Below are 21,638 nucleotides of genomic sequence, written 5' to 3'. Positions count from 1 at the left end.
GCATTCAGGCTATGTGTGAATGGCAAAGAGCCTTTTGAAATACTTCTATTAAACACAACTAGAAACAGACATAAAGTTTTAAGAAAAACTAATGCACATCAATAAATCAATATTGACCGGATTTTATAGACGGATTTATTTTGGGATTGATCAAAATAAAATTTTGATCTGAGGTAGACGTGAAGTCTAAATTTTGAAATGCGTTTTTGAGAACGCTATCGCCGTTTAACGACGGTTAGTTTTTTATGTAGAAACGTTAAATAATTTCTACTTACGTCCAATCTTAAAGTAATTTGTTTTTCTGTCAACACCCCATCACTCTGCACCGTCACTTTTGTGTATTGCGCTTGAAAAATCGCATGGGCCATTTATGCCGCCATCGAGGCGGACATAAACGGCCTCGTCGGCTGATTTTCAGCCTCGTCACTACCGCTATAGGTAGTGACGAGGCATGGATAAAGTTTCGTATGCATTTTTTTATGACTTACGTGCACAAATATAACCTGTTATTTCATCAGTTATACTTTATCACCCAAGAATTTGAAGCGGAGTTAAATATTGTTAATTCCATATATTTGTTAACTTTTCATTGAACAGCGATAAGAATAATTTAGAAGTAATTTTTAACTTTAATCTTCCAGATCAGATTTCGGATGATGAGTTATCGCTAATTTTTAGCATAATTAATTCGAAAGTTGCGGATGAATTTTTCAGTGATAGACTCAAATTAAATAAATCACAGATAGATTAAATATGCACGTAGCTCTTTATGCCCGAGTATCTACCACCAGACAAGCTGACAACGACTTATCAATCCCTGATCAGTTAAGGCAGCTCAATGAATGGTGCAAAGCTAACGGTCATCTAGTCGTGCATGAGTATGTTGAACCTGGCGCATCTGCTACCGATGATAAACGTCCAGCATTTCAGCAACTGATCAATGATGCCATGCAAAAGCCGCAAGCCTTTGAAGCGATCATCATTCATAGTCTCTCACGCTTCTTTAGAGATGCGATTCAATTCGGTGTCTATGAACGCAAGCTCGGTAAAAACAAAGTCAAAGTCATTTCCATCACACAACAGACTAGCGACGACTCAGCGGGTGAAATGATGCGTCGTATCATCAGTACCTTTGATGAATACAACTCAAAAGAAAACAGCAAGCACACCTCACGCGCCATGAAAGAAAACGCACGTCAGGGCTACTTCAATGGCTCAAAACCACCCTTTGGTTATATTGCTGCCTCCACAGAAACCGACGGCAGTCACGGACGTAAAAAGAAAAAGCTAGAGATCAACGAAGCAGAGGCAGGCATCGTGCGCATGATCTATGACTTATACCTTAACGGCTCTCAAGGTAGAGTCATGGGCATTAAAGAGATCGGCAAGCATCTCACCGACAAAGGCTTATTAATGCGTGGTAAACCTTGGGGCATTCAGAAAGTACATAAAATACTGTCTGATACGCTCTATATGGGCGATTACTATTTCAACGTCATAGATTCAAGAACAAGACAAAAGCGACCACCAACCGAGTGGGTCAAAACTAATATACCAGTGATCATCGACGCGGCGGAGTTTGAGCGCGTGCGCGCAAAGCGTCAGCTGCGCACACCCGATCAAACACCACCGCGTATTACAACATCACCGACATTATTAACTGGACTACTCAAGTGTGGCGAATGTGGTGGCAGCATGACTTTAGTCACTGGCAAAAGTGGACGCTATAAATACTACAAATGCACCACACGCCAAAACAAAGGTAATCACGCTTGTTCTAGCGGTAACCATCCAATGGAAGCCACGGATCAACAGGTGCTTAATAAGCTCGCTGACAAGGTTTTTACGCCTGAACGTGTGCATAGCATGATGACGGCACTCCGTAAGCGTATTAAGAGCAGCAAAGACTTACAGCAACAACGCGTCAATGAACTTAATCGTCAACTTAAGCAAATTGAAGCGCGCCAGCATAATCTACTTGATGCCATCGAAACGGGCTTCGTTGAACTTGATGAGACCGTACAGCGTCGTGCGCAACAGCTTAAGTCTGCGCGAGAGGCGCTATTGATAGAGCAAGCAGGGGTTCGACGTGAACATTCCCTCCCTGTAGACCAGCTCAAAGCCAGCCAAGTAGAAACGTTTGCTAAAACCTTAAAAGCTAAACTGCTTGCCAAAGACTCAGCTATCGCAAAAAGCTACTTAAATTTATTAGTCGATAAAATTGTATTGGTAGATAAGACAGCCACAATAAAAGGCAGCTATGGTGCGTTAGCGCATGCGGTAACGATAGGCGATAAAAAAGTGGGTCACCTGAAGCAAGTGCCCACTTCTATATCTGTTTGGTGCGCCCGAAGAGATTCGAACTCCTGACCCCTTGGTTCGTAGTTAATCTGTTCGACATAACTTGTTGATTTTATATATATATTTGCTGCTCATATCCTGTGTTTTGTACTGTGTTGTACCCTAAATAACGGGTGACTCCCCAAAAAGTCCCCATAATAATTTTTATTGGAGAGATTTATGTTTGCAGAAAATGAAGTTAATTTTTATCTAGTTATGAGAAATAAATATAAGAAAGAGAACGTTGATGTGATTGATAGTGTTTGGGGAAAGGCTTCTGCTAAGCTATCGAATCAGGGTTTAACAGTTTATACAGATGTTGGGCAGGAGATAATTTCTGCCGAATACCAAAATCACTTCAAGTATTAAATTACTGTATTTATAAATGATGTGATGCCATTGTTAGCTCCCGAAAAATGTCCGCAACTCCAGAAAATTTGCCGCATATTACATTGCTATGAGAATCTTGACCGCGCGGTTATTTTTCACATAGAATGCAATTCAGCGGTTATTTTTAAGATTTTGCGGCACTTTCTCGGAGAGCTTGATGGCTATTGAATCGGTTGGGTATGCTAGATTAATAAATAAATACGGCCTTGCATGTATTTTACCAACTCGTACAGCAGTGATAGATACGTCTGTAAAAGGTAGGGTTGAGTCAAATGATACTTTAAGGCTCGAGCCAAAATATAGACCATCAGATAAATTATCTGATGATTTGCAGTTTGCTTTTCGTTATGAGGGCATAAATTTACAAGTGCTACATTTTCTATTTAGGGAAAATGTAAAGGATGAAATTCAGAACTGGGTCAATCAGCAGACTGAGTCTAAATATGCGAGACAAACGGCATTTTTATATGAATGGCTAACGAATGACATTCTTGATTCAAACGTACCTTCAAAAGCCTCATATGTACCTCTGTTAGACGAGAGGCTACAATTTGGGATGTCAGAAGGGGATAGAAACCAAAAATTCCGCATTATTAATAACTTGCCAGGTAATCAGAATTTTTGCCCGATGGTCTGGAAAACTGAGTTTCTGAATGAGATTGTTAATAAGAACCTCAAATTGCGTACGCAAGAAACGTTAGCAAAATACGATCCCGATTTGCTGAGGCGTGCAGCAGCATATCTGTACTTGAAAGAAACTCAATCATCTTTTGAAGTCGAGCGAGAAAAGCCAAGTCCGACCAAAGCACAAAGATTTGCTGACTTACTGAGAGAAACAGAAACAGGCCAGCCTCTTTCTGAGGATCGTTTCGTTGAGCTACAAAATGCAGTATTAGACCCAAGATTCCAAGACGTTTCATATCGCAATCAGCAAAACTGGATTGGTGAGAACAGAGGTTACCGAAATAAAATTAGCCTAGTACCGGCTCGTCCTGAGGATGTGCGTGACTTGATGGAAGGGCTGGTTCAGCAAGCTGAACGATTTAGACAAAATAGCCAAAGTATTGATGCCGTCATTATGGCAGCAAGCGTGGCGTTTGGTTTTGTGTTTATTCATCCATTTATGGATGGGAATGGCCGCTTACATCGCTATTTAATCCACGAAATACTCTCTGCTGCTGGCTTTACCCCAAAAGGTATTGTGCTACCTGTATCTGCCGTTATTTTAGCCAACCTAGATCAATACGTGGAAGTATTAGACGCTTTCTCTAAGCCACTCGTAGCGAGAACAGAATATAACCCAGACACTCCCAATGTTTCCGCTATTGGTAATGATGCTATTTTCTTTAAATACTTTGATGCAACGGAGCAAGCATCATTCTTGTATAGATCACTTGAAAATACTGTAGAAAACGATCTACAAAATGAAATAGCGTTCTTAATAGGGTTTGATAAAGCAAGAAGTCAGCTTAACGCGCTATTTGATTGGCCACCACACTCATTGGATCTGTTTATTCGATTGGTTCATCAAAACAACTATGAGCTGTCTAAAACAAAAAAACAGTCTCATTTTGAATGGCTTAGTGATGACGAAATAGCTAAGTTCCAAAGTTTAGTAAGAGAGTCATTTTCTACTGACTGAGGTTGTGATCTTTTGGATTTCCCCGAATATCATAGACGTTTATTAGTTTCCGATTTGTAGCCTTTCAAACATCATCGGGTTCTGTTGGTTAAGATGACCGCGCTCAGTGATTTGTTTGATTCCCTCAGCCTTGTCATCTGTATATCTTGCACCTATCTTTGACTGCTCTCTAGTTCAGTTGCGACATTATTTAATGTCTACTGAATGCTAGGAAGTCCACTATACACAAGATAGCGTTTTAGTGTTTTTGATCGGAAATTGATGAGCTTAGATCTCTTAGAGTAATTTGAGTATGTGGCGAGTAGTGAATTGCTGAGTGGGTTTTCATAACATTCATATGTTTATCAAGATTTTTTAGGACGAGATTAGGACGCAGGGCCCTAGAAAGACAAAAGGCTTACAGTCGTTAAACTGTAAGCCTTCGTTTGTTTGGTGCGCCCGAAGAGATTCGAACTCCTGACCCCTTGGTTCGTAGCCAAGTACTCTATCCAGCTGAGCTACGGGCGCGAAAGCGTGCATTATACTCGAAGCTGGGATTTTTTCCAGCAAAATAATAAAATATTTCACACTTATAAAACTTGGCGGAGAGCGAGGGATTCGAACCCTCGATACAGATTTAAGCCCGTATGCTTCCTTAGCAGGGAAGTGCCTTCGACCACTCGGCCAGCTCTCCGTTTACTTCATGTTACGCTTCTTACGAGGGCGTGATACTACGCTAAACGCTTTTAAAAATCAACGTTAACTTGCAATTATGCTGCTTCTAATTCAAATGCTTTATGTAGAACACGTACAGCAAGCTCTAAATATTTCTCATCTACCACTACTGCAATCTTAATTTCAGAGGTAGAGATCATTTGAATGTTGATGCCTTCTTCAGCTAATGTGCGGAACATTTGGCTTGCAATGCCTACGTGTGAGCGCATGCCAACGCCTACGATAGATACTTTAGCGATTTTGTCGTCGCCATTAATCTCACGTGCGCCAATGTGGCCTTGCACTTTGTCGCGCAAGATGCTTAAGGCTTTGCCCATTTCATTTTTGTGCACAGTGAATGTGAAGTCAGTCGTGCCGTCAGCGCCTGTGTTTTGGATAATCATATCCACATCTACATTTGCTTCAGCTACTGGGCCAAGAATCTGGTAAGCAATACCAGGTTTGTCCGGCACGCCTAATACAGTGATTTTGGCTTCGTCGCGGTTAAAAGCAATGCCAGAAATAACGGGTTGTTCCATTGTATTTTCTTCCTCAAATGTGATTAGTGTGCCATCGCCTTCTTCTTCAAAGCTGGATAGCACGCGTAATTTAACTTTATATTTGCCTGCAAACTCAACAGAGCGGATTTGCAGTACTTTGCTGCCTTGTGAGGCTAGCTCTAGCATTTCTTCAAACGTAATTTTGTCTAGGCGACGTGCTTCAGGCACTACGCGCGGGTCTGTGGTGTAAACGCCGTCTACGTCTGTGTAGATTTGGCACTCATCTGCTTTCAGTGCAGCAGCCAGTGCTACACCTGTGGTGTCAGAGCCGCCACGGCCAAGTGTGGTGATGTTGCCATCAGCATCTACGCCTTGGAAGCCAGCAACTACGACTACGTAGCCGTCATCCAGATCTTGTTTAATGTTGTGCTCATCAATGCTTAAGATGCGCGCTTTGGTATGTGAGTTGTCTGTCAGGATTTTGACCTGTGAGCCCGTGTAGCTTTTTGCTTTGATGCCAAGCTCCATTAATGCTAGTGCTGTCATACCAATGGTTACTTGTTCCCCAGTGGCAACCATGACATCTAGCTCGCGTGGGTCCGGGTCCGGCATGATTTCTTTAGCTAATGCAATCAGTCGGTTGGTCTCACCTGACATGGCAGAAACCACGACGACAATTTGATGGCCTAGCGCCTTGTAGCGGGCAACGCGCGCAGCAAGGCTTTTGATACGCTCAGGGTTGGCAACAGAGGTGCCGCCGTATTTTTGTACAATAAGTGCCATAAAAGTTCTTTTAACCTTATTAACTGTTTTAACTATATTTAATTTGCTAACAGCAACATGCTGTTAGGTGAAGCAGATAGTGCATGTTCCAGTATTTGGCTAGCCTGTTAACGCTAGCCAATACTCGTTATTTAATTTAATTTGCTTGCAACCCAATCCGTTACGCTGTTTAACGCTTGCGGCAGCTTGCTTGCATCACTACCGCCAGCCATTGCCATATCTGGTTTGCCGCCGCCTTTACCACCAACTTGGCCTGCAACGAAGTTGACTAGCTCGCCAGCCTTCACTTTACTGATTAAGTCTGCGGTAACGCCTGCGGCTAGACTAACTTTACCGTCACTTACGCTAGCAAGCACAATGGCTGCAGATTTTAATTTGTCTTTTAGCTTGTCCATTGTTTCGCGCAGTGCATTTGCATCTGCGCCATCTAATGTAGCTGCTAGCACTTTAATGCCTGCAACTTCAACAGCTTGTGTTGCTAAGTCATCACCTTGTGATGAAGCCAATTTTGATTTTAGGCGCGCTAATTCTTTTTCTAACGATTTTGCATGGTCGCTGAGTTGCGCTACTTTAGAGGCTAACTCGCTTACTGGTGCTTTTAAATCATTAGCTAATGCTGAAATTAATGATTGTTGTGCATTAATCAGTTTTAAAGCGCCTTCGCCCGTGGTTGCCTCAATGCGGCGTACACCTGCGGCTACACCACTTTCAGACGTGATTTTAAATAGGCCAATATCACCGGTACGATTGACATGGGTGCCGCCACATAGTTCGCGGCTGCTACCAATGTCTAGTACGCGTACTTCATCGCCATACTTTTCACCAAACAGCATCATGGCGCCAGTGTTCTGTGCAGACTCAATATCCATCACGCGTGCTTGGCAGTCAGCGTTGGCTAGAATTTCTGCATTTACAATTTGTTCAACTTTTGCAATTTCGTCATCGGTCATCGGTGCAGTATGCACAAAGTCAAAACGAGTTTTATCCGTATCCACCAATGAGCCTTTTTGCTGCACATGTGCGCCAAGCACTTCACGCAATGCTTTATGCATCAAGTGGGTAGCAGAGTGATTGCGCATGGTGTTGGTTCGCGCTTGCGTGTTAACACGTGCGCTTACTTGCTCGCCTACACTCAAGGTGCCAGTTTTTAGTACGCCATGATGGCCGAATACGGTGGCTTGTATTTTTTGCGTGTCTTCTGCTTCGAAAATACCGTTTGTACCGCGTAGTTCGCCGCAATCACCAATCTGGCCGCCAGATTCTGCATAGAATGGCGTGTTGTCGAGCACGACTACACCGATTTCACCTTCAGTTAGTTTTGTGACTGCTGCACCATCTTTATATAGCGCGGTAATCGTAGCACTGGTTTCTAACTTGTCATAACCGTGGAAATTGGTGGCAACGCCATCATATTCTAGGTTGGTAGCCATTTTGAACTTACCGGCAGCACGTGCTTGTTCTTTTTGGCGCGCCATTGCTGCGTTAAATGCATCTGTATCAACCGCTACATTGCGCTCACGGCAAATGTCGGCAGTTAAATCCAGTGGAAAGCCATAAGTATCGTGCAGTTTGAATGCGGTTTCGCCATTGAATACACCTTGTGTATTGGCAAGTTCTGACTCCAAAATCGCCATGCCATTTTCAATGGTTTCAAAGAAGCGGTCTTCTTCCTGTTTTAAAATCTCAGTAATGCGCGCTTGGTTGCTTGTAAGTTCAGGATAAGCGACACCCATTTCCGCCACTAGATCCGGTACGATTTTGTGGAAGAATGCACTGCGTACGCCGAGTTTGTAGCCGTGGCGAATTGCGCGGCGGATAATGCGGCGCAGTACGTAACCACGGCCTTCATTGCCTGCAATCACGCCATCTGCAATTAAAAAGCTACAAGCGCGGATATGGTCAGCCAGCACTTTAAGTGATGGGCTGCTTAAGTCTGCGGTTTTGGTTTCACGCGCTGCAGCTGCGATTAAAGTCTGGAATAAATCGATTTCGTAGTTAGCATGTACGTGTTGTAACACGGCTGAAATACGCTCCAAGCCCATACCGGTATCTACAGATGGTTTTGGCAGCGGGTGCATTACGCCGGCTTCATCACGGTTGAACTGCATGAACACGTTGTTCCAGATTTCAATGTAACGGTCGCCGTCTTCATCTGGGCTGCCTGGAGGACCGCCAAAGTGGTGAGCACCGTGGTCATAGAAAATCTCGGTACATGGTCCGCATGGGCCAGTATCACCCATCATCCAGAAGTTATCAGATGCGTAACGTGCGCCTTTGTTATCGCCAATCCGAATGATGCGCTCAGCTGGTACGCCAATAATGTTATTCCAAATGGCATAAGCCTCGTCATCTTCTGCATATACCGTGACGGTTAGCTTGTCTTTAGGTAGCTTGAATACGTCGGTGAGCAATTCCCATGCGTACTTGATGGCATCTTCTTTAAAGTAATCGCCAAAGCTAAAGTTACCTAACATCTCAAAGAATGTATGGTGACGCGCGGTATAGCCTACGTTTTCAAGGTCGTTATGTTTACCGCCAGCACGTACACACTTTTGGCTGGAGGTGGCACGTGTATATGGGCGTTTATCAAAGCCTAAAAATACGTCTTTGAATTGGTTCATCCCAGCATTGGTGAATAAGAGGGTAGGGTCGCCGTGCGGTACTAGTGAGCTAGAACTGACAATCTCGTGGCCTTTGGATGCAAAGAAATCAAGAAAGGCCTGACGAATTTCGTTGCTGCTTGGAGTGCTGCTAAGTTGTATGGTCATAAAGTTTAGTTTAAATCGCTTGTTTAATCGTTATCATCAACGGTTAGTATTTTTTTTATCAATTCAAAGCCAAAGCCGCGGCTTTGTAAAAATCTTGCTTGCTTTGCCCATTCCTCACGAGTTTGTGGGTAGGTTTTGAATTTTTTACGCCACACTTCAGTTGCGTTATCTAACTCTGTTGTTTTTAATGTTTCTACTGCATCTGTAATTAATTGGTCTGAAATACCTTTTTCACGTAATTCATGCGCTATCTTGGCAGTGCCAAACTTGGCTTTTCTTGCGTGGATAATTTGCTCTGTAAATCGTTGGTCAGAAAGCCAGCCTCTTGCTTTAAAGTCATCCAGTAAGGCCTGAATGTCATCATTTTCATCCGCGTATACTTTTAGTTTTTTGCCAAGCTCGGTATAAGAATACTCGCGCTTGGCCAAATAATCTAAAGCCCGCTGCCGTAGAGACTTAGGGGCAAACTCTTTACTCATCCTCACCGCGTGGTGCAGCCATTGCTTCGTTTAGCGATTTAGCATTGGCGCGGATTTTAGCTTCAAGTTCGGCAGCAATTTCTGGATGCTCGCGTAAAAACTCTTTTGCATTTTCCTTGCCTTGGCCAATTTTTTCGCCATTGTAGCTATACCAAGCGCCTGCTTTTTCAATCAGTTTAATATTAGCGCCAAGTTCAATAATTTCACCAAAGCGAGAAATACCCTCACCGTACATGATGTCAAACTCAGCTTGTTTGAACGGAGGCGCTACTTTGTTTTTAATTACTTTTACGCGAGTTTCTGAACCAGTGATTTCATCACCTTTTTTGATTGCGCCAGTACGGCGGATATCTAAACGCACAGAAGCGTAGAATTTAAGCGCGTTACCGCCGGTAGTTGTTTCTGGGTTGCCAAACATCACGCCAATTTTCATACGGATCTGGTTAATGAAAATAACCAAAGTGTTAGTGCGTTTGATGTTGCCGGTTAGTTTACGCAGTGCTTGGCTCATCAAGCGTGCTTGTAGACCCATGTGTGAGTCGCCCATTTCGCCTTCAATCTCGGCGCGCGGTGTAAGTGCTGCTACTGAGTCAACTACCACGATGTCTACAGAGCCTGAGCGGACTAACATGTCTGCAATTTCCAGCGCCTGTTCACCAGTGTCTGGTTGTGAGATTAATAAATCAGGCACGTTCACGCCTAATTTAGCTGCGTATTGCGGGTCCAGTGCATGTTCTGCATCAATAAACGCAGCTACGCCACCCAATTTTTGCATTTGTGCAATCACTGATAAGGTAAGTGTGGTTTTACCTGAGGATTCAGGACCGTAAATTTCTACGATACGCCCACGCGGTAATCCGCCGATGCCTAAAGCAATATCAAGGCCGAGAGAGCCTGTTGAAACGGCTTGAATATCTTCGCCAATATCACTGTCGCCCATACGCATGATGGAGCCTTTGCCAAATTGTTTTTCAATTTGTGAAAGTGCGGCAGAGAGTGCTTTGGCTTTGTTGTCATCCATTGGGTTTTTACCTTTATTTTGAAGTGCTTAAATTAGCTTTCAATTATTCCATATTTTACAGTTTAGCGTAAGTCTCATAGGCGCTTAACCATGTCTATTTATGGTAATCATGATGAAAATAATAATCTTGCGTTATACGTCAACGAGATGTTCTGTGATTCGTTAAGTATTAGCGTAGTTGTGTAATATTAAGGAGAGTGGCAATGAAAGTATTTCGTTCACTATTAGTGGTGTTGGCAATCGGTGCCACCACTTTGTCTAGTGCACAAGCGCGGGATTCCATCAGTTTTGCACTTAATATCGGTGCCCCTGGCTATTATGCTTATCCAGCAGAGGTGCAGTATGTTGCGCCACCAGTGGTCTATTACCCAGGCTACAGCGTTTATTACGATGCGCCGGCTTACCAATATTATTATCCTGCAACTGTGTATCGCGGTGGCTATGGTGTGTATGGAGGCTATTACTCTGGGCATCACCATCATCGTGGATACGGTCACCGCGACGGTTATCGTAGATAGTGTCCTGTCTGAAGGTTTGCTAAGTTAGCCTGGTCAGTAGGTTAAGCTGTTCACTGAGCTTGGTTAACATAAATGCGGTGGACTGTTGTCTGATTGCCGTACGGTCGCCCGCAAACCGCTGAGTGCATGTGAACATTGGTAGATGAGTGCCTACCAGTGCGAAGCATACTGTGCCTACTGGTTTCTCCACACTGCCGCCACTTGGCCCCGCAATCCCGGTGATGCTACCAGCAATTTGCGCGTGGCTATTGTTTAGTGCGCCAATTGCCATTTCAGCTGCGGTTTGTTCGCTTACCGCTCCATAGGCTTCTAGCGTCGTGTTGCTAACATTTAGCATTTCAATTTTCGCGGTATTGCTGTAAGTCACGAAGCCGCGATCAAACCAAGCTGAACTGCCAGCAATGCTGGTGATAGCTTGTGCTGCCATGCCGCCGGTGCAAGACTCTGCCAGCGTTAGTAAATAACCGCGTTGCTTAAGCGCGTGACCGAGTGCTGTGGCTAAAGTCGAGTGATTGTCCATGCTAGGGCCTTTAGGCTAAGTATGGCGTAAATAGCGGCCAGTAGATCATCTAGCATCACGCCTAAGCCACCTTTTACTTTGGCATCGCATTGGCGGATAGGAAATGGCTTCCAAATATCAAAAAAGCGGAAGAGTAGGAACGCAGCTAGCCACCATTGCCATTGGCTAATAGTGAAAGTGAGTACTAACATTATGGCGACAATTTCATCCCAAACGATACCGCCGTGGTCAGATACGCCTAGCGCCTTGCCTGTTTTTTCACAGAAGTAAATACCTGCCAAAAACAGCAGGCTAATCAGTGCTAATTGTGTTGCGAGTGTATAGCCGTTAACTAGCCAGAATAACGGCAGACCCACTAACGTGCCAAAAGTGCCGGGGGCTTTTTTTGCCAGTCCACTGCCAAAGCCCAGTGCAAAAAAATGCGCGGGATGTGAGAGCAACAATTTGCAAGTAGGTTGATGGTTAGCCAAAGTGATCAAACCCTTTTTTGGTAATGTCTACAGCTTGCTGATGATGGGTAACTGTCAACCCTAGTTCCGATGTGGTCTCGCCGATTAAGCTAAGCGAAAGCTGTAATTGCTGACTGAGTTGCTGAATGTAAGTGCGTTGCGATTTAGGCGCGGTAAATAAAAGCTCATAGTCATCGCCGCCTGCCAATATGCACTGTTGTATATTGGCATCATTTAAGTGTGTGCGTAAATAATCGTGGCAATGGATGTTTTCTAAAACAAGCTCTGCACCTAGGTTTGATGCTTTGAGTATATGGTTGAGGTCTGCTGTTAAGCCATCGGAAATATCAATGCAGCTATTAGCAATGCCGCGTAGTGCCAAGCCAAGCGCTACCCGTGGTGTGGGTGTGGTTAATGCATTTAGGCAGTGTGATGTGGTTGGTTCTGTGAGGAGAACTTTATCCTGCAGGTAAGCCAGCCCCAGTGCGGCACTGCCTAGCATCCCCGACACCCAAATATCATCGCCAGCCTTTGCACCGTTACGTTGAATTGCTTGGCCTAGTGGGACTTCTCCCATTATTTGCACGCTCAGGGTTAATGGGCCTCTTGTGGTGTCACCGCCAATCAGGTCAACGTTGAATGATTGAGCGCACGCAAAAAATCCCTTGGAGAACTCTGCTAACCACGGCTCGTTCACTTCAGGCAAGGCAATTGCAAGCGTTGCCCACTTTGGCTGTGCTCCCATCGCAGCCATATCTGATGCGTTAACGGCTAAGGATTTCCAGCCAATGCTATAGGGTGGTGCATCATGAAAAAAGTGAGTGCCCGCTACCAGCATATCTGCCGATATTGCTAGCTGCTGCCCTTGAGTCACACGAATTAATGCTGCATCATCGCCCACCCCTAAATCTGCATGCTGGGCAGGCCGGGTAAAGTATTTGGCAATTAAATTAAACTCAGACATGTGTTAATCAATTAAGCTGTTGGTGCAGATTTAGGTCTGAATGCTTTAACCATTGCTTCATTAGTTTCTATTCTGGGCATTGGGCTATCAGGTGTGGCTAGCAGGTCTATACAGTAGGGTACTGCAGCGAAAATACCGTGCACTAGTGTGTTGCCAGCTTCATCTTTTAGCCCCTCTAAGGTTTGAGCAATTGCTTTGGGCTGACCTGGTAAATTGATAATCAGGCACTGCTTACGCGTCACGGCGACTTGTCTTGATAAAATGGCTGTGGGTACAAAATTCAGGCTAATCTGGCGCATTTGCTCACCAAAGCCCGGCATTTCTCTATCGGCAACTGCTAGGGTTGCCTCTGGTGTGACGTCACGTAAAGATGGGCCAGTGCCGCCTGTGGTTAGGATTAGATGGCAGCCTTGAAAATCGACTAAATCAATCAGGGTAGATTCAATCTCGTCTTGCTCATCGGGAATCAATCGTGCCTCGAGGTTAAACGGTGAGGTAAGCGCCTGTGCTAGCCATGCGCGCAGGCTAGGAATGCCTTTATCTTCATATTCGCCGCTACTTGCGCGATCACTAATTGAAACTAATCCGATTTTAATGAATTCTTTGGTCATTTTTGAGTCACTAGTACTTAAGCAAGACTAAATCATACCATTACCAAGCTCAAAGGATATTTTATGCCAGTCGTTAGTACCAATAATTCACACCTAAGTTTAGTAAAGTTTATGCTGTTTTCTCTGGCAAGTTTAGGTTTAGCATTATTTGCACATCAGCTTTACGCGGCTGATCAAAACCCTTATGAGCAGAATTATAGGAAGCAGAGTGCTGGAGATTTACGCTCTCTACAGGCCGTGCCAGATACTAAGATGTATGTTGGGAATCATAAAAATGAAGACAACATCACCATGTTGGAAGATGGTTACGATTTGATGGGAACCTCAGGTTTTTCAGCAAAAGAGGCTGCATCAGGGCTTGCATTGCAGCATGCTAAATCCATTAAAGCCGATATTGTGATGGTGTATCAAAAATATGAGTCAGCACAAACAGCAAGTTCTAAACTGCAGCTAATAAAGGAAGCGGCAAAAAATGGCGGTGAAATTGACCCGAATGATTTAGAAGAAGGTCCTACACAATATCAGTACCATGCAAGTTACTGGGCTAAATTGCCGATGCCTTTATTTGGTGTGCACGTAATTAAACTGAAGCAAGACAGTGCAAATGAAGCTGCACCTAAAGAATTGCCAGGCTTGAAGGTGATTGCCGTTATTAAAGCATCGCCGGCTTACAACATGGGTTTGGTGCGTGGGGATGCAATATTAAAATTAGGTGATGTAACGTTAAACACCGCGGATGATTTGTTTGCGGCAGTCAAACGGTATGTAGGTCAAAAAGTTGCAGTAGAACTGCAACGCGGTGATGAAGCAATCACACAGTTTGTGCAATTAAACGCACGTAAATAAACTAGGCGCATGCAGCTTGGCTATTATGGCTAAGCGTATGCGTTAAAAAAGTTAAATATTATTTAGCGTTAACTTCACTGAATTTGTGTATTAAATTCAGTGAGTAAGCATCAAAAATCTGCCGCTATCTGCATGATAAAACTTTTTTCTGCATAGCCATGATAGCTAGCCGCGTTGAGCGGAGGTGATCAGTTTTAATGCAATTATTTTTGAATAAAGAAGATGAAATCTTCTGCATTCTTTAGTTCATGCAGTAAGGTAAATGGATTATTTGCAACTAATGTACGTATGTTTCTAACGCTACTTTCTTTGCTGGTAATCACTTTCAAGATGGTACCTAGCGGTAAGGCATCTAAAGCCTCTTTGGTGCGAATAGTTGGAATCGGGCTATCTTCATGGCGTACATCAAGTACAGTATCGAAATTTATCGTCATGATTTTTACTACCTTGTTTTAGGGCATACCGAAGCTAGTACGTTAGCAACGGTATGTGATTGGCTTTAATGCGGCAAGATTGCCGGACACGGCGTCAGTACGGAGCGTTATTGTCGAACGTCAGTACAGAGTTCTTACTCTGCTTCCGACTCGTCTGACTCACCAGAGTCGGTAGAGGTTCCGCTACTGGTAATCTCGCGCAGTAGTTTAAAAATCTCTCTACTGCTTTTTGGTGGTTTATTGGCTAAATGCTCTTTTTGCGCATTGCGAATAAGTGCGCGTAGTTGCTGGCTGTCTGTGTTTGGATTCAAGGCCATGAATTCAGATAATGCATTAGGCTCACTGATTAATCGATCACGCCAGCGCTCAAGCCCATGAAAGTAGGCATTCTCAGCGGTATTTTTGCCTTCCCAGCGCGATAGTTGTTCAATAATCGGCGCTGTATCGACCTCGCGCATTAAGCGTCCTAAATACTGCCGATGGCGGCGTATTGCTCCATTCGCGGTAATTTTTTTGGTATCAAGTACAGCTGTAAGCAACTCTTCTGGCAGGTTAAGTTTGTTAAGCTTATCTTTAGAAAGCGCAGAAAGTTTAACGCCTAGCGCCTGCTGTGCATCTGCTTCAGCTTTTAATTTGGTTTTACTCGTAGGTAAGTCTGCATCTAAATTTGCATCGTTACTTAATTCTGTATCTTTAGTTGTCTTTTTAGGTTTCATGCTGAGGTATTATATCAGTTATGCAGTTGAGTGATAAAAGTACATTTTTTATAGTAGAAAGCGTTATGTCAGATTCCGGGTTTAGTTATACATTAGATGAAATTAAGCAGATGTCGGAAGACGTGCTTAAAGTGGCCAAAAACCTTGGTGCGAGCCAAGCGGAGGCTGAGCTGAGCTTAAGTATTGGGCAAAACGTTTCTGTGCGCATGAAAGAAGTCGAGCATATTGAATATAACCGCGATAAGGGCATGTCGGTCACGGTTTACTTTGGTAAGCAAAAAGGCCACGCCAGTACCTCAGACTTATCACCTCAAGCATTGAAAGATACCGTTGCCGCTGCCTGTAATATTGCTAAATATACTGCCAAGGATGATTTTTGCGGATTGGCAGATGCGGACTTAATAGCTAATCAAATTCCAGATTTAGACTTGCATCACCCTTGGCAGCTCTCAGTAGATGAAGCGGCGTTATTGGCTCAGCAATGTGAAGAAGCGGCTTTGGCGGTGGATGCGCGCATTACTAACTCAGAAGGCGCTAGTGTTTCAACAGGCACAGGTTTTTTTGCGTATAGCAATAGCCATGGCTTTACGGGCGGATACCCAAGCTCACGTCATGGCATCAGTTGTTCCGTGATCGCTGAGTCAGATGACAGCATGCAGCGCGATTATTGGTATGCCACGGCACGTGCCGCAGAAGATTTGCAATCACCTGTGGAAATTGGCAGGTTGGCCGGGGAGCGTACAGTTAAGCGGCTAAACTCGAGAAAAATCAAAACCTGCCAAGTGCCGGTGCTGTTTGAGGCATCGTTAGCCAGTGGGTTAATTTCTACTTTAATCAGCGCGATTTCTGGCGGAAACTTATATCGTAAATCATCCTTCTTGCTTGATAGCTTGGGGCAACAAATTGCTTCACCGCTACTGAATATCTATGAAGATCCTTTTATTAAAAAAGGATTGGCCAGTAGCCCGTTTGATAATGAAGGCGTAGCCACCAGTGCGCGTCAGTTAGTGAAAGACGGCGTGTTGCATGGCTATGTGCTTTCCAGCTACTCAGCCAGAAAGCTCGGGCTTAAAACTACCGGTAATGCAGGCGGTAACCATAATTTAATCGTGCAGTCTGGTGCGCTAGATTTTGCTGGCTTATTAAAGGAAATGGGAACCGGGCTGGTCGTGACTGAGTTACTTGGGCACGGTATGAATATGGTAACCGGTGATTACTCACGTGGTGCTGCAGGTTACTGGGTGGAGAATGGTGTGATTGTGCATCCTGTAGAAGAAATCACAATAGCTAGCAATATGGCAGAAATGCTAAAAATGATAGTTGCCGTTGGCAATGATGTTTTGGTGCAAGGTTCAAAACAAGTGGGCTCTATCCTGATTGAACGCATGACTGTGGCGTGTGAATAATCTGCTTTCGCGCTTCCACTTAGGGTTTTAGCCCTTTAGTGGAGCGGCGATGCCAAATACTGGTATAGCAGATATATTCCACGGACAAGACCTTTACGGTTTTGTGCGTGTTAGTCAGTATTTGGCTTCCCCAATTGACTGCCCGTAAGGGCATCACCACCAATCTAAGTAGAAAAACTGATTGGTGCGATAAGCCGCTAAAGCGGCAAGTCAAGTGTGAAATACGCTATTACCCATCTGATGCACATGTTTTTTGTATCAGATGGGTAATAGCGTTTGTTATAAAAAAAGCCCACTACTCAGTGGGCTTTTTTATTTAGAGCTTACTTAGTCTCTTTAATTTCTTTTTCATCTTCAAAGAACTCGTCTTTGATTAAGTCGCTTGGTACTAAACCATCTTGTACCAGGCTTGCACGTCGTTGCAGATAGGCGTCACGCATGAATGCGTAAGGGTCTAATGATGCATCATCTACTAAATCTTTTGCATCTAGCAACTCAGTACGTTTGTCTATGAATTGCGCAGCACGTAACTGATTGTGCAGGCGAACTTCGCCGATATTATGTGTGTAAGTGATCGGGTCAGTGGTTGATAGGTCGAAAATCCAGCCTGTGGTATCACGAACACTAGATGGGCCTGCGAATGGTAGTACTAAGTAAGCACCTGGGCCAACGCCCCAGTAACCTAGCGTTTGACCGAAATCTTCTTTGTGCACTGGGATTTTATCCATACCAGTAACATCAATAAAGCCTGCTATACCGAATGTGCTGTTGATCACAAAGCGGCCTGCTTCGCTGAATGCATTAGCAAGTTTAAACTGCAGTAAGTTGTTTAATACGTTGGTAAGTGTACCTAGGTTATTGAAAAAGTTGTTTACGCCAGTGCGGATAGGCGTAGGTGCGACTGTTTTGTAAGCAGTGGCGACAGGCTTGAATACAGCGCGGTCAGTAACATCGTTAAATTTGTAAACGCCGCGATTAATGCTCTCTAGCGGGTCTTTATTAGCTTGAGACGCGCAGCCAGTAACCATCGCAGCCATAAGGCAAGAGGCGAATAAATAGAATATTTTTTTATACATTTTTATGTTTCTTATTTAGAGACTTGTCGAAAAGTAGTGAGCCATTATACCAATTTATTGAGAACTAAATATTGATAGCTATGCATGACGATAATTAACGCTTGTAAAATAAACCATTTGTTACATTTATGCAACAAAAATTCAGGCGCGGTTTTGTGCGTAAGCATTCGTATGTGATGTGCAATATATAAGTAATTACATACTCAAACCGTGTTCTTATATAGGCTGAGTACGCGCTCACGCTGCGTGGCATGGTCTACAATTGGTTTTGGGTAATCCTGCCCAATCATAGTGCTGATACTAGACTGGCGCTGTGCTGACATCAGCCATGGTGCGTGGATTTCTTTATCGTTGCAGCGTGCTAGTTCAGTGACATATTTGCGGATAAATTTACCATGTGCATCAAAGCGCTCGCTTTGCGTGATTGGGTTGAAGATTCTAAACCAGGGCTGCGCGTCACAGCCGGTAGAGGCTGCCCATTGCCAACCACCATTATTGGCACTGAAATCAAAATCAATCAGTTTTTCTGCAAAATAGCGCTCACCCCAGCGCCAGTCTATAAGAAGGTCTTTTACTAAAAAGCTGGCAGCTACCATCCTAAGGCGATTATGCATAAAGCCTGTGTTGTTAAGCTGGCGCATTGCGGCATCGACCAGTGGATAGCCGGTTTTTCCTTCACACCATGCGGAGAACAGTGCGCTATCGTTAGGGAAGGGAATAGCCTCGAACTCCGGTTTAAATGCTTTACCTGTTTGCAGTTGTGGGTTGTGGTGCAGTATTTGAAAGTAAAAGTCACGCCAGATGAGTTCAGAAGCCCAAGTCTCTGCACCAAAGCCGCCTATTTGCAGCGCGGTTCTTGCCAGTTGGCGGATGGAAATGGTACCAAAGCGCAAATGTACTGATAGATAAGATACGCCTTTGACGGCGGGGAAGTCGCGTGCTTCTTTGTAATGTTTGATGCGCTCTATAAAGTCTGCAAACAATGTTGCCGCACCGCTCATGCCCGTGGGTAAGCGCATGCTAGATAAATTGGTGCGTTGAAATCCTAATGACTCCAGGCTGGCTAGTGGCTGTAGATTCACTTTGGCAAGATTGCCTAGGTAGCGAGCAACCGGATAAGGCTTGAGGTAGAAGTCGTTAACAGTCTTGAGCCAGGTGTTTTTGTAAGGTGTAAATACGCTATATGGCTTGTGTGCCATGGTTAGTATTTCATCTTTCTCAAAGATCACCTGGTCTTTGTAATGATGAAAATCAATCTGCTGCGCTTGCAGTTGCTGTGCCACTTGATTATCACGCGCAATCGCACTAGGCTCGTAGTCGTGATTGGTAAACACTGCTTCAGCTTGCAGTGCTTGTGCTAACTGTGGCACTTCATGCTCTGCGACACCATGCCGCACGATTAAATCGCTGCCGTGTTCCTGGAGTGCAGTTTTGAGTTCTTTTACACTTTCCCAGATAAACTCTACACGACGGTCTGCTTTGTCTGGCAGGTGGTTTAAAATTTCTGTATCAAAAACAAATACGCAATAGACTTGCTGTGATGTTTTGAGCGCGTAATAGAGTGCGGCATGGTCATAGTCGCGCAGGTCGCGACGAAACCAGACTAATGAGGTGGAGTATTGCATGCGCTATCAGCTATTGATTAAGGTGTGCTGATTTTACTCCAGTTGTCACATTCCTTGTGATTGAAACGATAGCGTGTGCTGCTTAACTTCTTGCACCCATCATGTATTTTTGAGGTGGGGTCGAGGTGGTTTCATTACTGCTGGAAGGCGTGAGTAAACCAAGTAGTAGTTGCAAGTCTAGTGATAATAGAATCAGTTCTTCATCACCCAGTGCATCTACGCGCTCAAACACTTCGGTCGCATATTGGCGGTCTTTAATCAGTTTGGCTGGGTTAACTGCGCCTATTACTTTTCTAGCTGCTACAGAGAATTTTGACAATACAACTAAACATTGATTATCCATAATGACTCCCAGAGATTTTTTCTAAAAAAGTGCTAATTAGCTACAAATGCAATTTAATGGTGCATAGGATAGTTAATTTAGGCACTTATCTTGTTGATATCTCTAAGATAAGCATTAAGCATGCCAGAAGAATTGTTATTTATTCGCGGTGGTAGGGGTGGTTTTGTATGACGGTGTGGGCGCGGTAGAGTTGCTCGCAGAGCAGTACGCGTACAAAGGCATGCGGCAAGGTGAGTTTGGATAAGCCCCAAAGCCAGTTGGCTTGCTGTTTTAGGCTGGCGTGAATGCCATCGGCGCCGCCGACGACAATGCTGATATCCTTGCCCAGTGATTGCCAGAATTGCATTTTCTCGGCGAGTTGCAGGGTGGTGACTTCTTGCCCACGCTCATCACAGACCACTAAAAAATCTCTGCCAGCTGCTTCCAGAATGCGCTTGGCTTCCGCTTCTTGTACCACGGTACTGTTTTTGCCATCCGCACGTTTATCTGGTTTGATTTCAATAATCTCAACACTGAGTTCACGTGGCATGCGCTTGATATATTCTGCGCAAGCGGTTTCTACCCAGCCTGGCATTTTGTGACCGACAGAAATAATGCGGAGTTTCAATTGGCTTTAGGGGAGCGGGTGGTGAGAGGGAGTGCGATGTGAACATTTACCCCTGCGGCCTAGCGGCGCAGGGTGTGGTGGTCACTAAACTGGTGTAATGTGGCCGCGGCGTGCTTCTGCCTCGCCCCATAGTTGCTCAAGGTTATAGTAAGCGCGAGTTGCCGGTACCATAATGTGTACCACGATATCGTCTAAGTCTACTAAAACCCATTCGCCTTCTTTTTCGCCTTCAGTGCCGCGAATCGCAAAGCCTTTTTCTTTGATTTTTTCTCTTACGTTATCTGCGACAGCTTTCGCTTGGCGGCTGGAGTTTGCTGATGCAACGATCATGTAGTTGGTCATGCTGGTGAGCTTGCGCACATCCATCACGCTGATATCAAAACCTTTGATATCTTCAATTGCATCAACTACTGCGTTTTTCATAGCTTCTAAATCTAAATTTTTAGAAGCTGCTTTCGGGGTATCTTGTGTCATTTAAGCGGCCTGTGCTGGTATTGCATTACGTTGAGATTTTATGCGGTTTTCGTTATCCACATAAATAAGTTGCGGCGTGTAGTTTTCTAGCTCTGCTTCATTATAGTTCGCATAACTGGCGATAATAATGATGTCTTTAGGGTCTGCCTTATGTGCGGCAGCACCGTTCACTGAAATAATGCCAGAATGGCGATCAGCACGAATCGCATAAGTAGAGAAACGCTCACCATTGGTGACGTTGTAAATACTAATTTTCTCGTATTCGTGAATATTCGCCGCTTCGAGTAATTCTTCATCTATCGCACAGCTACCTTCGTAGTGTAATTCCGAGTGCGTGACGTGTACGCGGTGCAACTTAGATTTAAGCATGGTTCTTTGCATGTGCTTAACCGTTTTTCAAAAGGGATTGCATTATAGTCTTTTCAATCACTTA

22 protein-coding genes and 2 tRNA genes are annotated in these 21,638 nt (G+C 44.3%); 6 read left to right on the top strand and 18 right to left on the bottom strand.

Annotation, left to right across the window (positions count from 1 at the left end; all coding sequences use genetic code 11):
- The first annotated feature begins 753 nt into the window (after positions 1 to 753).
- The 3 genes from VGD82_RS07840 to VGD82_RS07830 all read left to right on the top strand — a co-directional run bounded on the left by VGD82_RS07840 (position 754) and on the right by VGD82_RS07830 (position 4,372).
- The gene (locus tag VGD82_RS07840) at positions 754 to 2,370 is read left to right on the top strand and encodes a recombinase family protein (RefSeq protein ID WP_331019869.1); all 1,617 of its coding nucleotides are present in this window, start codon (positions 754 to 756) and stop codon (positions 2,368 to 2,370) included.
- A 150-nt stretch (positions 2,371 to 2,520) separates the two neighbouring features.
- A complete protein-coding gene (locus tag VGD82_RS07835; protein WP_331019868.1) occupies positions 2,521 to 2,709 on the top strand; it encodes a hypothetical protein in 189 nt (62 codons plus the stop codon).
- A gap of 178 nt (positions 2,710 to 2,887) precedes the next feature.
- Positions 2,888 to 4,372, top strand: a complete 1,485-nt coding sequence (locus VGD82_RS07830) for a Fic family protein (protein WP_331019867.1) — start codon at positions 2,888 to 2,890, stop codon at positions 4,370 to 4,372.
- A 430-nt stretch (positions 4,373 to 4,802) separates the two neighbouring features.
- Here VGD82_RS07830 and VGD82_RS07825 read toward each other — a convergent pair.
- The 6 genes from VGD82_RS07825 to recA all read right to left on the bottom strand — a co-directional run bounded on the left by VGD82_RS07825 (position 4,803) and on the right by recA (position 10,616).
- A tRNA-Arg gene (locus VGD82_RS07825) sits at positions 4,803 to 4,879 on the bottom strand.
- A 72-nt stretch (positions 4,880 to 4,951) separates the two neighbouring features.
- A tRNA-Ser gene (locus VGD82_RS07820) sits at positions 4,952 to 5,045 on the bottom strand.
- A 76-nt stretch (positions 5,046 to 5,121) separates the two neighbouring features.
- Positions 5,122 to 6,348: an aspartate kinase gene (locus VGD82_RS07815; RefSeq protein ID WP_331019866.1), complete on the bottom strand. Its 1,227-nt coding sequence runs from the start codon at positions 6,346 to 6,348 to the stop codon at positions 5,122 to 5,124.
- Positions 6,349 to 6,479: 131 nt separating this feature from the next.
- Positions 6,480 to 9,116, bottom strand: a complete 2,637-nt coding sequence (gene alaS / locus VGD82_RS07810) for an alanine--tRNA ligase (protein ID WP_331019865.1) — start codon at positions 9,114 to 9,116, stop codon at positions 6,480 to 6,482.
- Positions 9,117 to 9,139: 23 nt separating this feature from the next.
- Positions 9,140 to 9,595 carry a recombination regulator RecX gene (gene recX, locus VGD82_RS07805; RefSeq protein WP_331019864.1) on the bottom strand — a complete coding sequence of 152 codons (456 nt, stop codon included), beginning with the start codon at positions 9,593 to 9,595 and terminating at the stop codon, positions 9,140 to 9,142.
- The gene (gene recA, locus VGD82_RS07800) at positions 9,588 to 10,616 is read right to left on the bottom strand and encodes a recombinase RecA (protein WP_135278546.1); all 1,029 of its coding nucleotides are present in this window, start codon (positions 10,614 to 10,616) and stop codon (positions 9,588 to 9,590) included. The genes recX and recA overlap by 8 nt, the downstream gene beginning before the upstream one ends.
- A 203-nt stretch (positions 10,617 to 10,819) precedes the next feature.
- Here recA and VGD82_RS07795 point away from each other — a divergent pair, with 203 nt between their 5' ends.
- Positions 10,820 to 11,134, top strand: coding sequence for a hypothetical protein (locus VGD82_RS07795; protein WP_331019863.1), 315 nt, complete (start codon positions 10,820 to 10,822; stop codon positions 11,132 to 11,134).
- 19 nt (positions 11,135 to 11,153) lie between these two features.
- Here the strand turns inward: VGD82_RS07795 and VGD82_RS07790 are convergent, their stop codons facing one another.
- The 4 genes from VGD82_RS07790 to mog are packed head-to-tail and all read right to left on the bottom strand — an operon-like array spanning position 11,154 to position 13,678.
- The gene (locus tag VGD82_RS07790) at positions 11,154 to 11,654 is read right to left on the bottom strand and encodes a nicotinamide-nucleotide amidohydrolase family protein (RefSeq protein ID WP_331019862.1); all 501 of its coding nucleotides are present in this window, start codon (positions 11,652 to 11,654) and stop codon (positions 11,154 to 11,156) included.
- The gene (locus tag VGD82_RS07785) at positions 11,633 to 12,124 is read right to left on the bottom strand and encodes a phosphatidylglycerophosphatase A family protein (protein ID WP_414684477.1); all 492 of its coding nucleotides are present in this window, start codon (positions 12,122 to 12,124) and stop codon (positions 11,633 to 11,635) included. The genes VGD82_RS07790 and VGD82_RS07785 overlap by 22 nt, the downstream gene beginning before the upstream one ends.
- Entirely contained in the window at positions 12,117 to 13,067 is a 951-nt protein-coding gene (gene thiL / locus VGD82_RS07780) for a thiamine-phosphate kinase (RefSeq protein WP_331019860.1), read from the bottom strand. The genes VGD82_RS07785 and thiL overlap by 8 nt, the downstream gene beginning before the upstream one ends.
- Before the next feature lie 11 nt (positions 13,068 to 13,078).
- Positions 13,079 to 13,678, bottom strand: coding sequence for a molybdopterin adenylyltransferase (gene mog / locus VGD82_RS07775; protein ID WP_331019859.1), 600 nt, complete (start codon positions 13,676 to 13,678; stop codon positions 13,079 to 13,081).
- A 63-nt stretch (positions 13,679 to 13,741) separates the two neighbouring features.
- Between mog and VGD82_RS07770 the strand changes: the two genes are divergently transcribed.
- Positions 13,742 to 14,524, top strand: a complete 783-nt coding sequence (locus VGD82_RS07770) for a PDZ domain-containing protein (RefSeq protein WP_331019858.1) — start codon at positions 13,742 to 13,744, stop codon at positions 14,522 to 14,524.
- 203 nt (positions 14,525 to 14,727) lie between these two features.
- On the opposite strand, the gene VGD82_RS07765 is transcribed toward VGD82_RS07770, so the two are convergent.
- Positions 14,728 to 14,958, bottom strand: a complete 231-nt coding sequence (locus VGD82_RS07765; protein ID WP_331019857.1) for a sulfurtransferase TusA family protein — start codon at positions 14,956 to 14,958, stop codon at positions 14,728 to 14,730.
- Between the two features lie 134 nt (positions 14,959 to 15,092).
- Positions 15,093 to 15,674 (bottom strand): ribosome biogenesis factor YjgA, encoded by a 582-nt coding sequence (gene yjgA, locus VGD82_RS07760; protein WP_331019856.1) that lies wholly within the window; start codon positions 15,672 to 15,674, stop codon positions 15,093 to 15,095.
- A 65-nt stretch (positions 15,675 to 15,739) separates the two neighbouring features.
- Here yjgA and pmbA point away from each other — a divergent pair, with 65 nt between their 5' ends.
- Positions 15,740 to 17,080: a metalloprotease PmbA gene (pmbA, locus tag VGD82_RS07755; protein WP_331019855.1), complete on the top strand. Its 1,341-nt coding sequence runs from the start codon at positions 15,740 to 15,742 to the stop codon at positions 17,078 to 17,080.
- Positions 17,081 to 17,403: 323 nt separating this feature from the next.
- Here the strand turns inward: pmbA and VGD82_RS07750 are convergent, their stop codons facing one another.
- From VGD82_RS07750 to panD, 6 genes are all read right to left on the bottom strand, one after another.
- A complete protein-coding gene (locus VGD82_RS07750; RefSeq protein WP_331019854.1) occupies positions 17,404 to 18,156 on the bottom strand; it encodes a VacJ family lipoprotein in 753 nt (250 codons plus the stop codon).
- A gap of 203 nt (positions 18,157 to 18,359) precedes the next feature.
- Positions 18,360 to 19,781 (bottom strand): deoxyribodipyrimidine photo-lyase, encoded by a 1,422-nt coding sequence (locus tag VGD82_RS07745; RefSeq protein WP_331019853.1) that lies wholly within the window; start codon positions 19,779 to 19,781, stop codon positions 18,360 to 18,362.
- Between the two features lie 82 nt (positions 19,782 to 19,863).
- Positions 19,864 to 20,124, bottom strand: a complete 261-nt coding sequence (locus VGD82_RS07740; protein WP_135278534.1) for a hypothetical protein — start codon at positions 20,122 to 20,124, stop codon at positions 19,864 to 19,866.
- Positions 20,125 to 20,263: 139 nt separating this feature from the next.
- Positions 20,264 to 20,731, bottom strand: a complete 468-nt coding sequence (rlmH, locus tag VGD82_RS07735) for a 23S rRNA (pseudouridine(1915)-N(3))-methyltransferase RlmH (protein WP_331019852.1) — start codon at positions 20,729 to 20,731, stop codon at positions 20,264 to 20,266.
- 84 nt (positions 20,732 to 20,815) lie between these two features.
- The gene (gene rsfS, locus VGD82_RS07730) at positions 20,816 to 21,205 is read right to left on the bottom strand and encodes a ribosome silencing factor (protein WP_331019851.1); all 390 of its coding nucleotides are present in this window, start codon (positions 21,203 to 21,205) and stop codon (positions 20,816 to 20,818) included.
- On the bottom strand, positions 21,206 to 21,586 hold the full coding sequence (gene panD / locus VGD82_RS07725; protein ID WP_331019850.1) for an aspartate 1-decarboxylase: 381 nt from the start codon (positions 21,584 to 21,586) through the stop codon (positions 21,206 to 21,208).
- Positions 21,587 to 21,638 lie beyond the last annotated feature (52 nt).

The sequence above is a fragment of the Methylotenera sp. genome, assembly GCF_036401095.1.
Classification (GTDB): Bacteria; Pseudomonadota; Gammaproteobacteria; order Burkholderiales; family Methylophilaceae; genus Methylotenera.
The sequence above is the reverse complement of the archived record's forward strand: the minus strand, read 5'-3'. Positions and strand labels throughout refer to the sequence as shown.

Bases quoted from the DNA above. Each gene is read 5' to 3' on its own strand.
- thiL (WP_331019860.1), bottom strand. From the start codon at position 13,067: ATGTCTGAGTTTAATTTAATTGCCAAATACTTTACCCGGCCTGCCCAG.
- VGD82_RS07770 (WP_331019858.1), top strand. From the start codon at position 13,742: ATGCCAGTCGTTAGTACCAATAATTCACACCTAAGTTTAGTAAAGTTT.
- VGD82_RS07835 (WP_331019868.1), top strand. From the start codon at position 2,521: ATGTTTGCAGAAAATGAAGTTAATTTTTATCTAGTTATGAGAAATAAA.
- VGD82_RS07765 (WP_331019857.1), bottom strand. From the start codon at position 14,958: ATGACGATAAATTTCGATACTGTACTTGATGTACGCCATGAAGATAGC.
- VGD82_RS07795 (WP_331019863.1), top strand. From the start codon at position 10,820: ATGAAAGTATTTCGTTCACTATTAGTGGTGTTGGCAATCGGTGCCACC.
- recX (WP_331019864.1), bottom strand. From the start codon at position 9,595: ATGAGTAAAGAGTTTGCCCCTAAGTCTCTACGGCAGCGGGCTTTAGAT.
- VGD82_RS07745 (WP_331019853.1), bottom strand. From the start codon at position 19,781: ATGCAATACTCCACCTCATTAGTCTGGTTTCGTCGCGACCTGCGCGAC.
- VGD82_RS07830 (WP_331019867.1), top strand. From the start codon at position 2,888: ATGGCTATTGAATCGGTTGGGTATGCTAGATTAATAAATAAATACGGC.
- yjgA (WP_331019856.1), bottom strand. From the start codon at position 15,674: ATGAAACCTAAAAAGACAACTAAAGATACAGAATTAAGTAACGATGCA.
- pmbA (WP_331019855.1), top strand. From the start codon at position 15,740: ATGTCAGATTCCGGGTTTAGTTATACATTAGATGAAATTAAGCAGATG.
- VGD82_RS07815 (WP_331019866.1), bottom strand. From the start codon at position 6,348: ATGGCACTTATTGTACAAAAATACGGCGGCACCTCTGTTGCCAACCCT.
- VGD82_RS07840 (WP_331019869.1), top strand. From the start codon at position 754: ATGCACGTAGCTCTTTATGCCCGAGTATCTACCACCAGACAAGCTGAC.
- VGD82_RS07740 (WP_135278534.1), bottom strand. From the start codon at position 20,124: ATGGATAATCAATGTTTAGTTGTATTGTCAAAATTCTCTGTAGCAGCT.
- alaS (WP_331019865.1), bottom strand. From the start codon at position 9,116: ATGACCATACAACTTAGCAGCACTCCAAGCAGCAACGAAATTCGTCAG.
- mog (WP_331019859.1), bottom strand. From the start codon at position 13,678: ATGACCAAAGAATTCATTAAAATCGGATTAGTTTCAATTAGTGATCGC.
- panD (WP_331019850.1), bottom strand. From the start codon at position 21,586: ATGCAAAGAACCATGCTTAAATCTAAGTTGCACCGCGTACACGTCACG.
- rsfS (WP_331019851.1), bottom strand. From the start codon at position 21,205: ATGACACAAGATACCCCGAAAGCAGCTTCTAAAAATTTAGATTTAGAA.
- VGD82_RS07750 (WP_331019854.1), bottom strand. From the start codon at position 18,156: ATGTATAAAAAAATATTCTATTTATTCGCCTCTTGCCTTATGGCTGCG.
- VGD82_RS07790 (WP_331019862.1), bottom strand. From the start codon at position 11,654: ATGGACAATCACTCGACTTTAGCCACAGCACTCGGTCACGCGCTTAAG.
- recA (WP_135278546.1), bottom strand. From the start codon at position 10,616: ATGGATGACAACAAAGCCAAAGCACTCTCTGCCGCACTTTCACAAATT.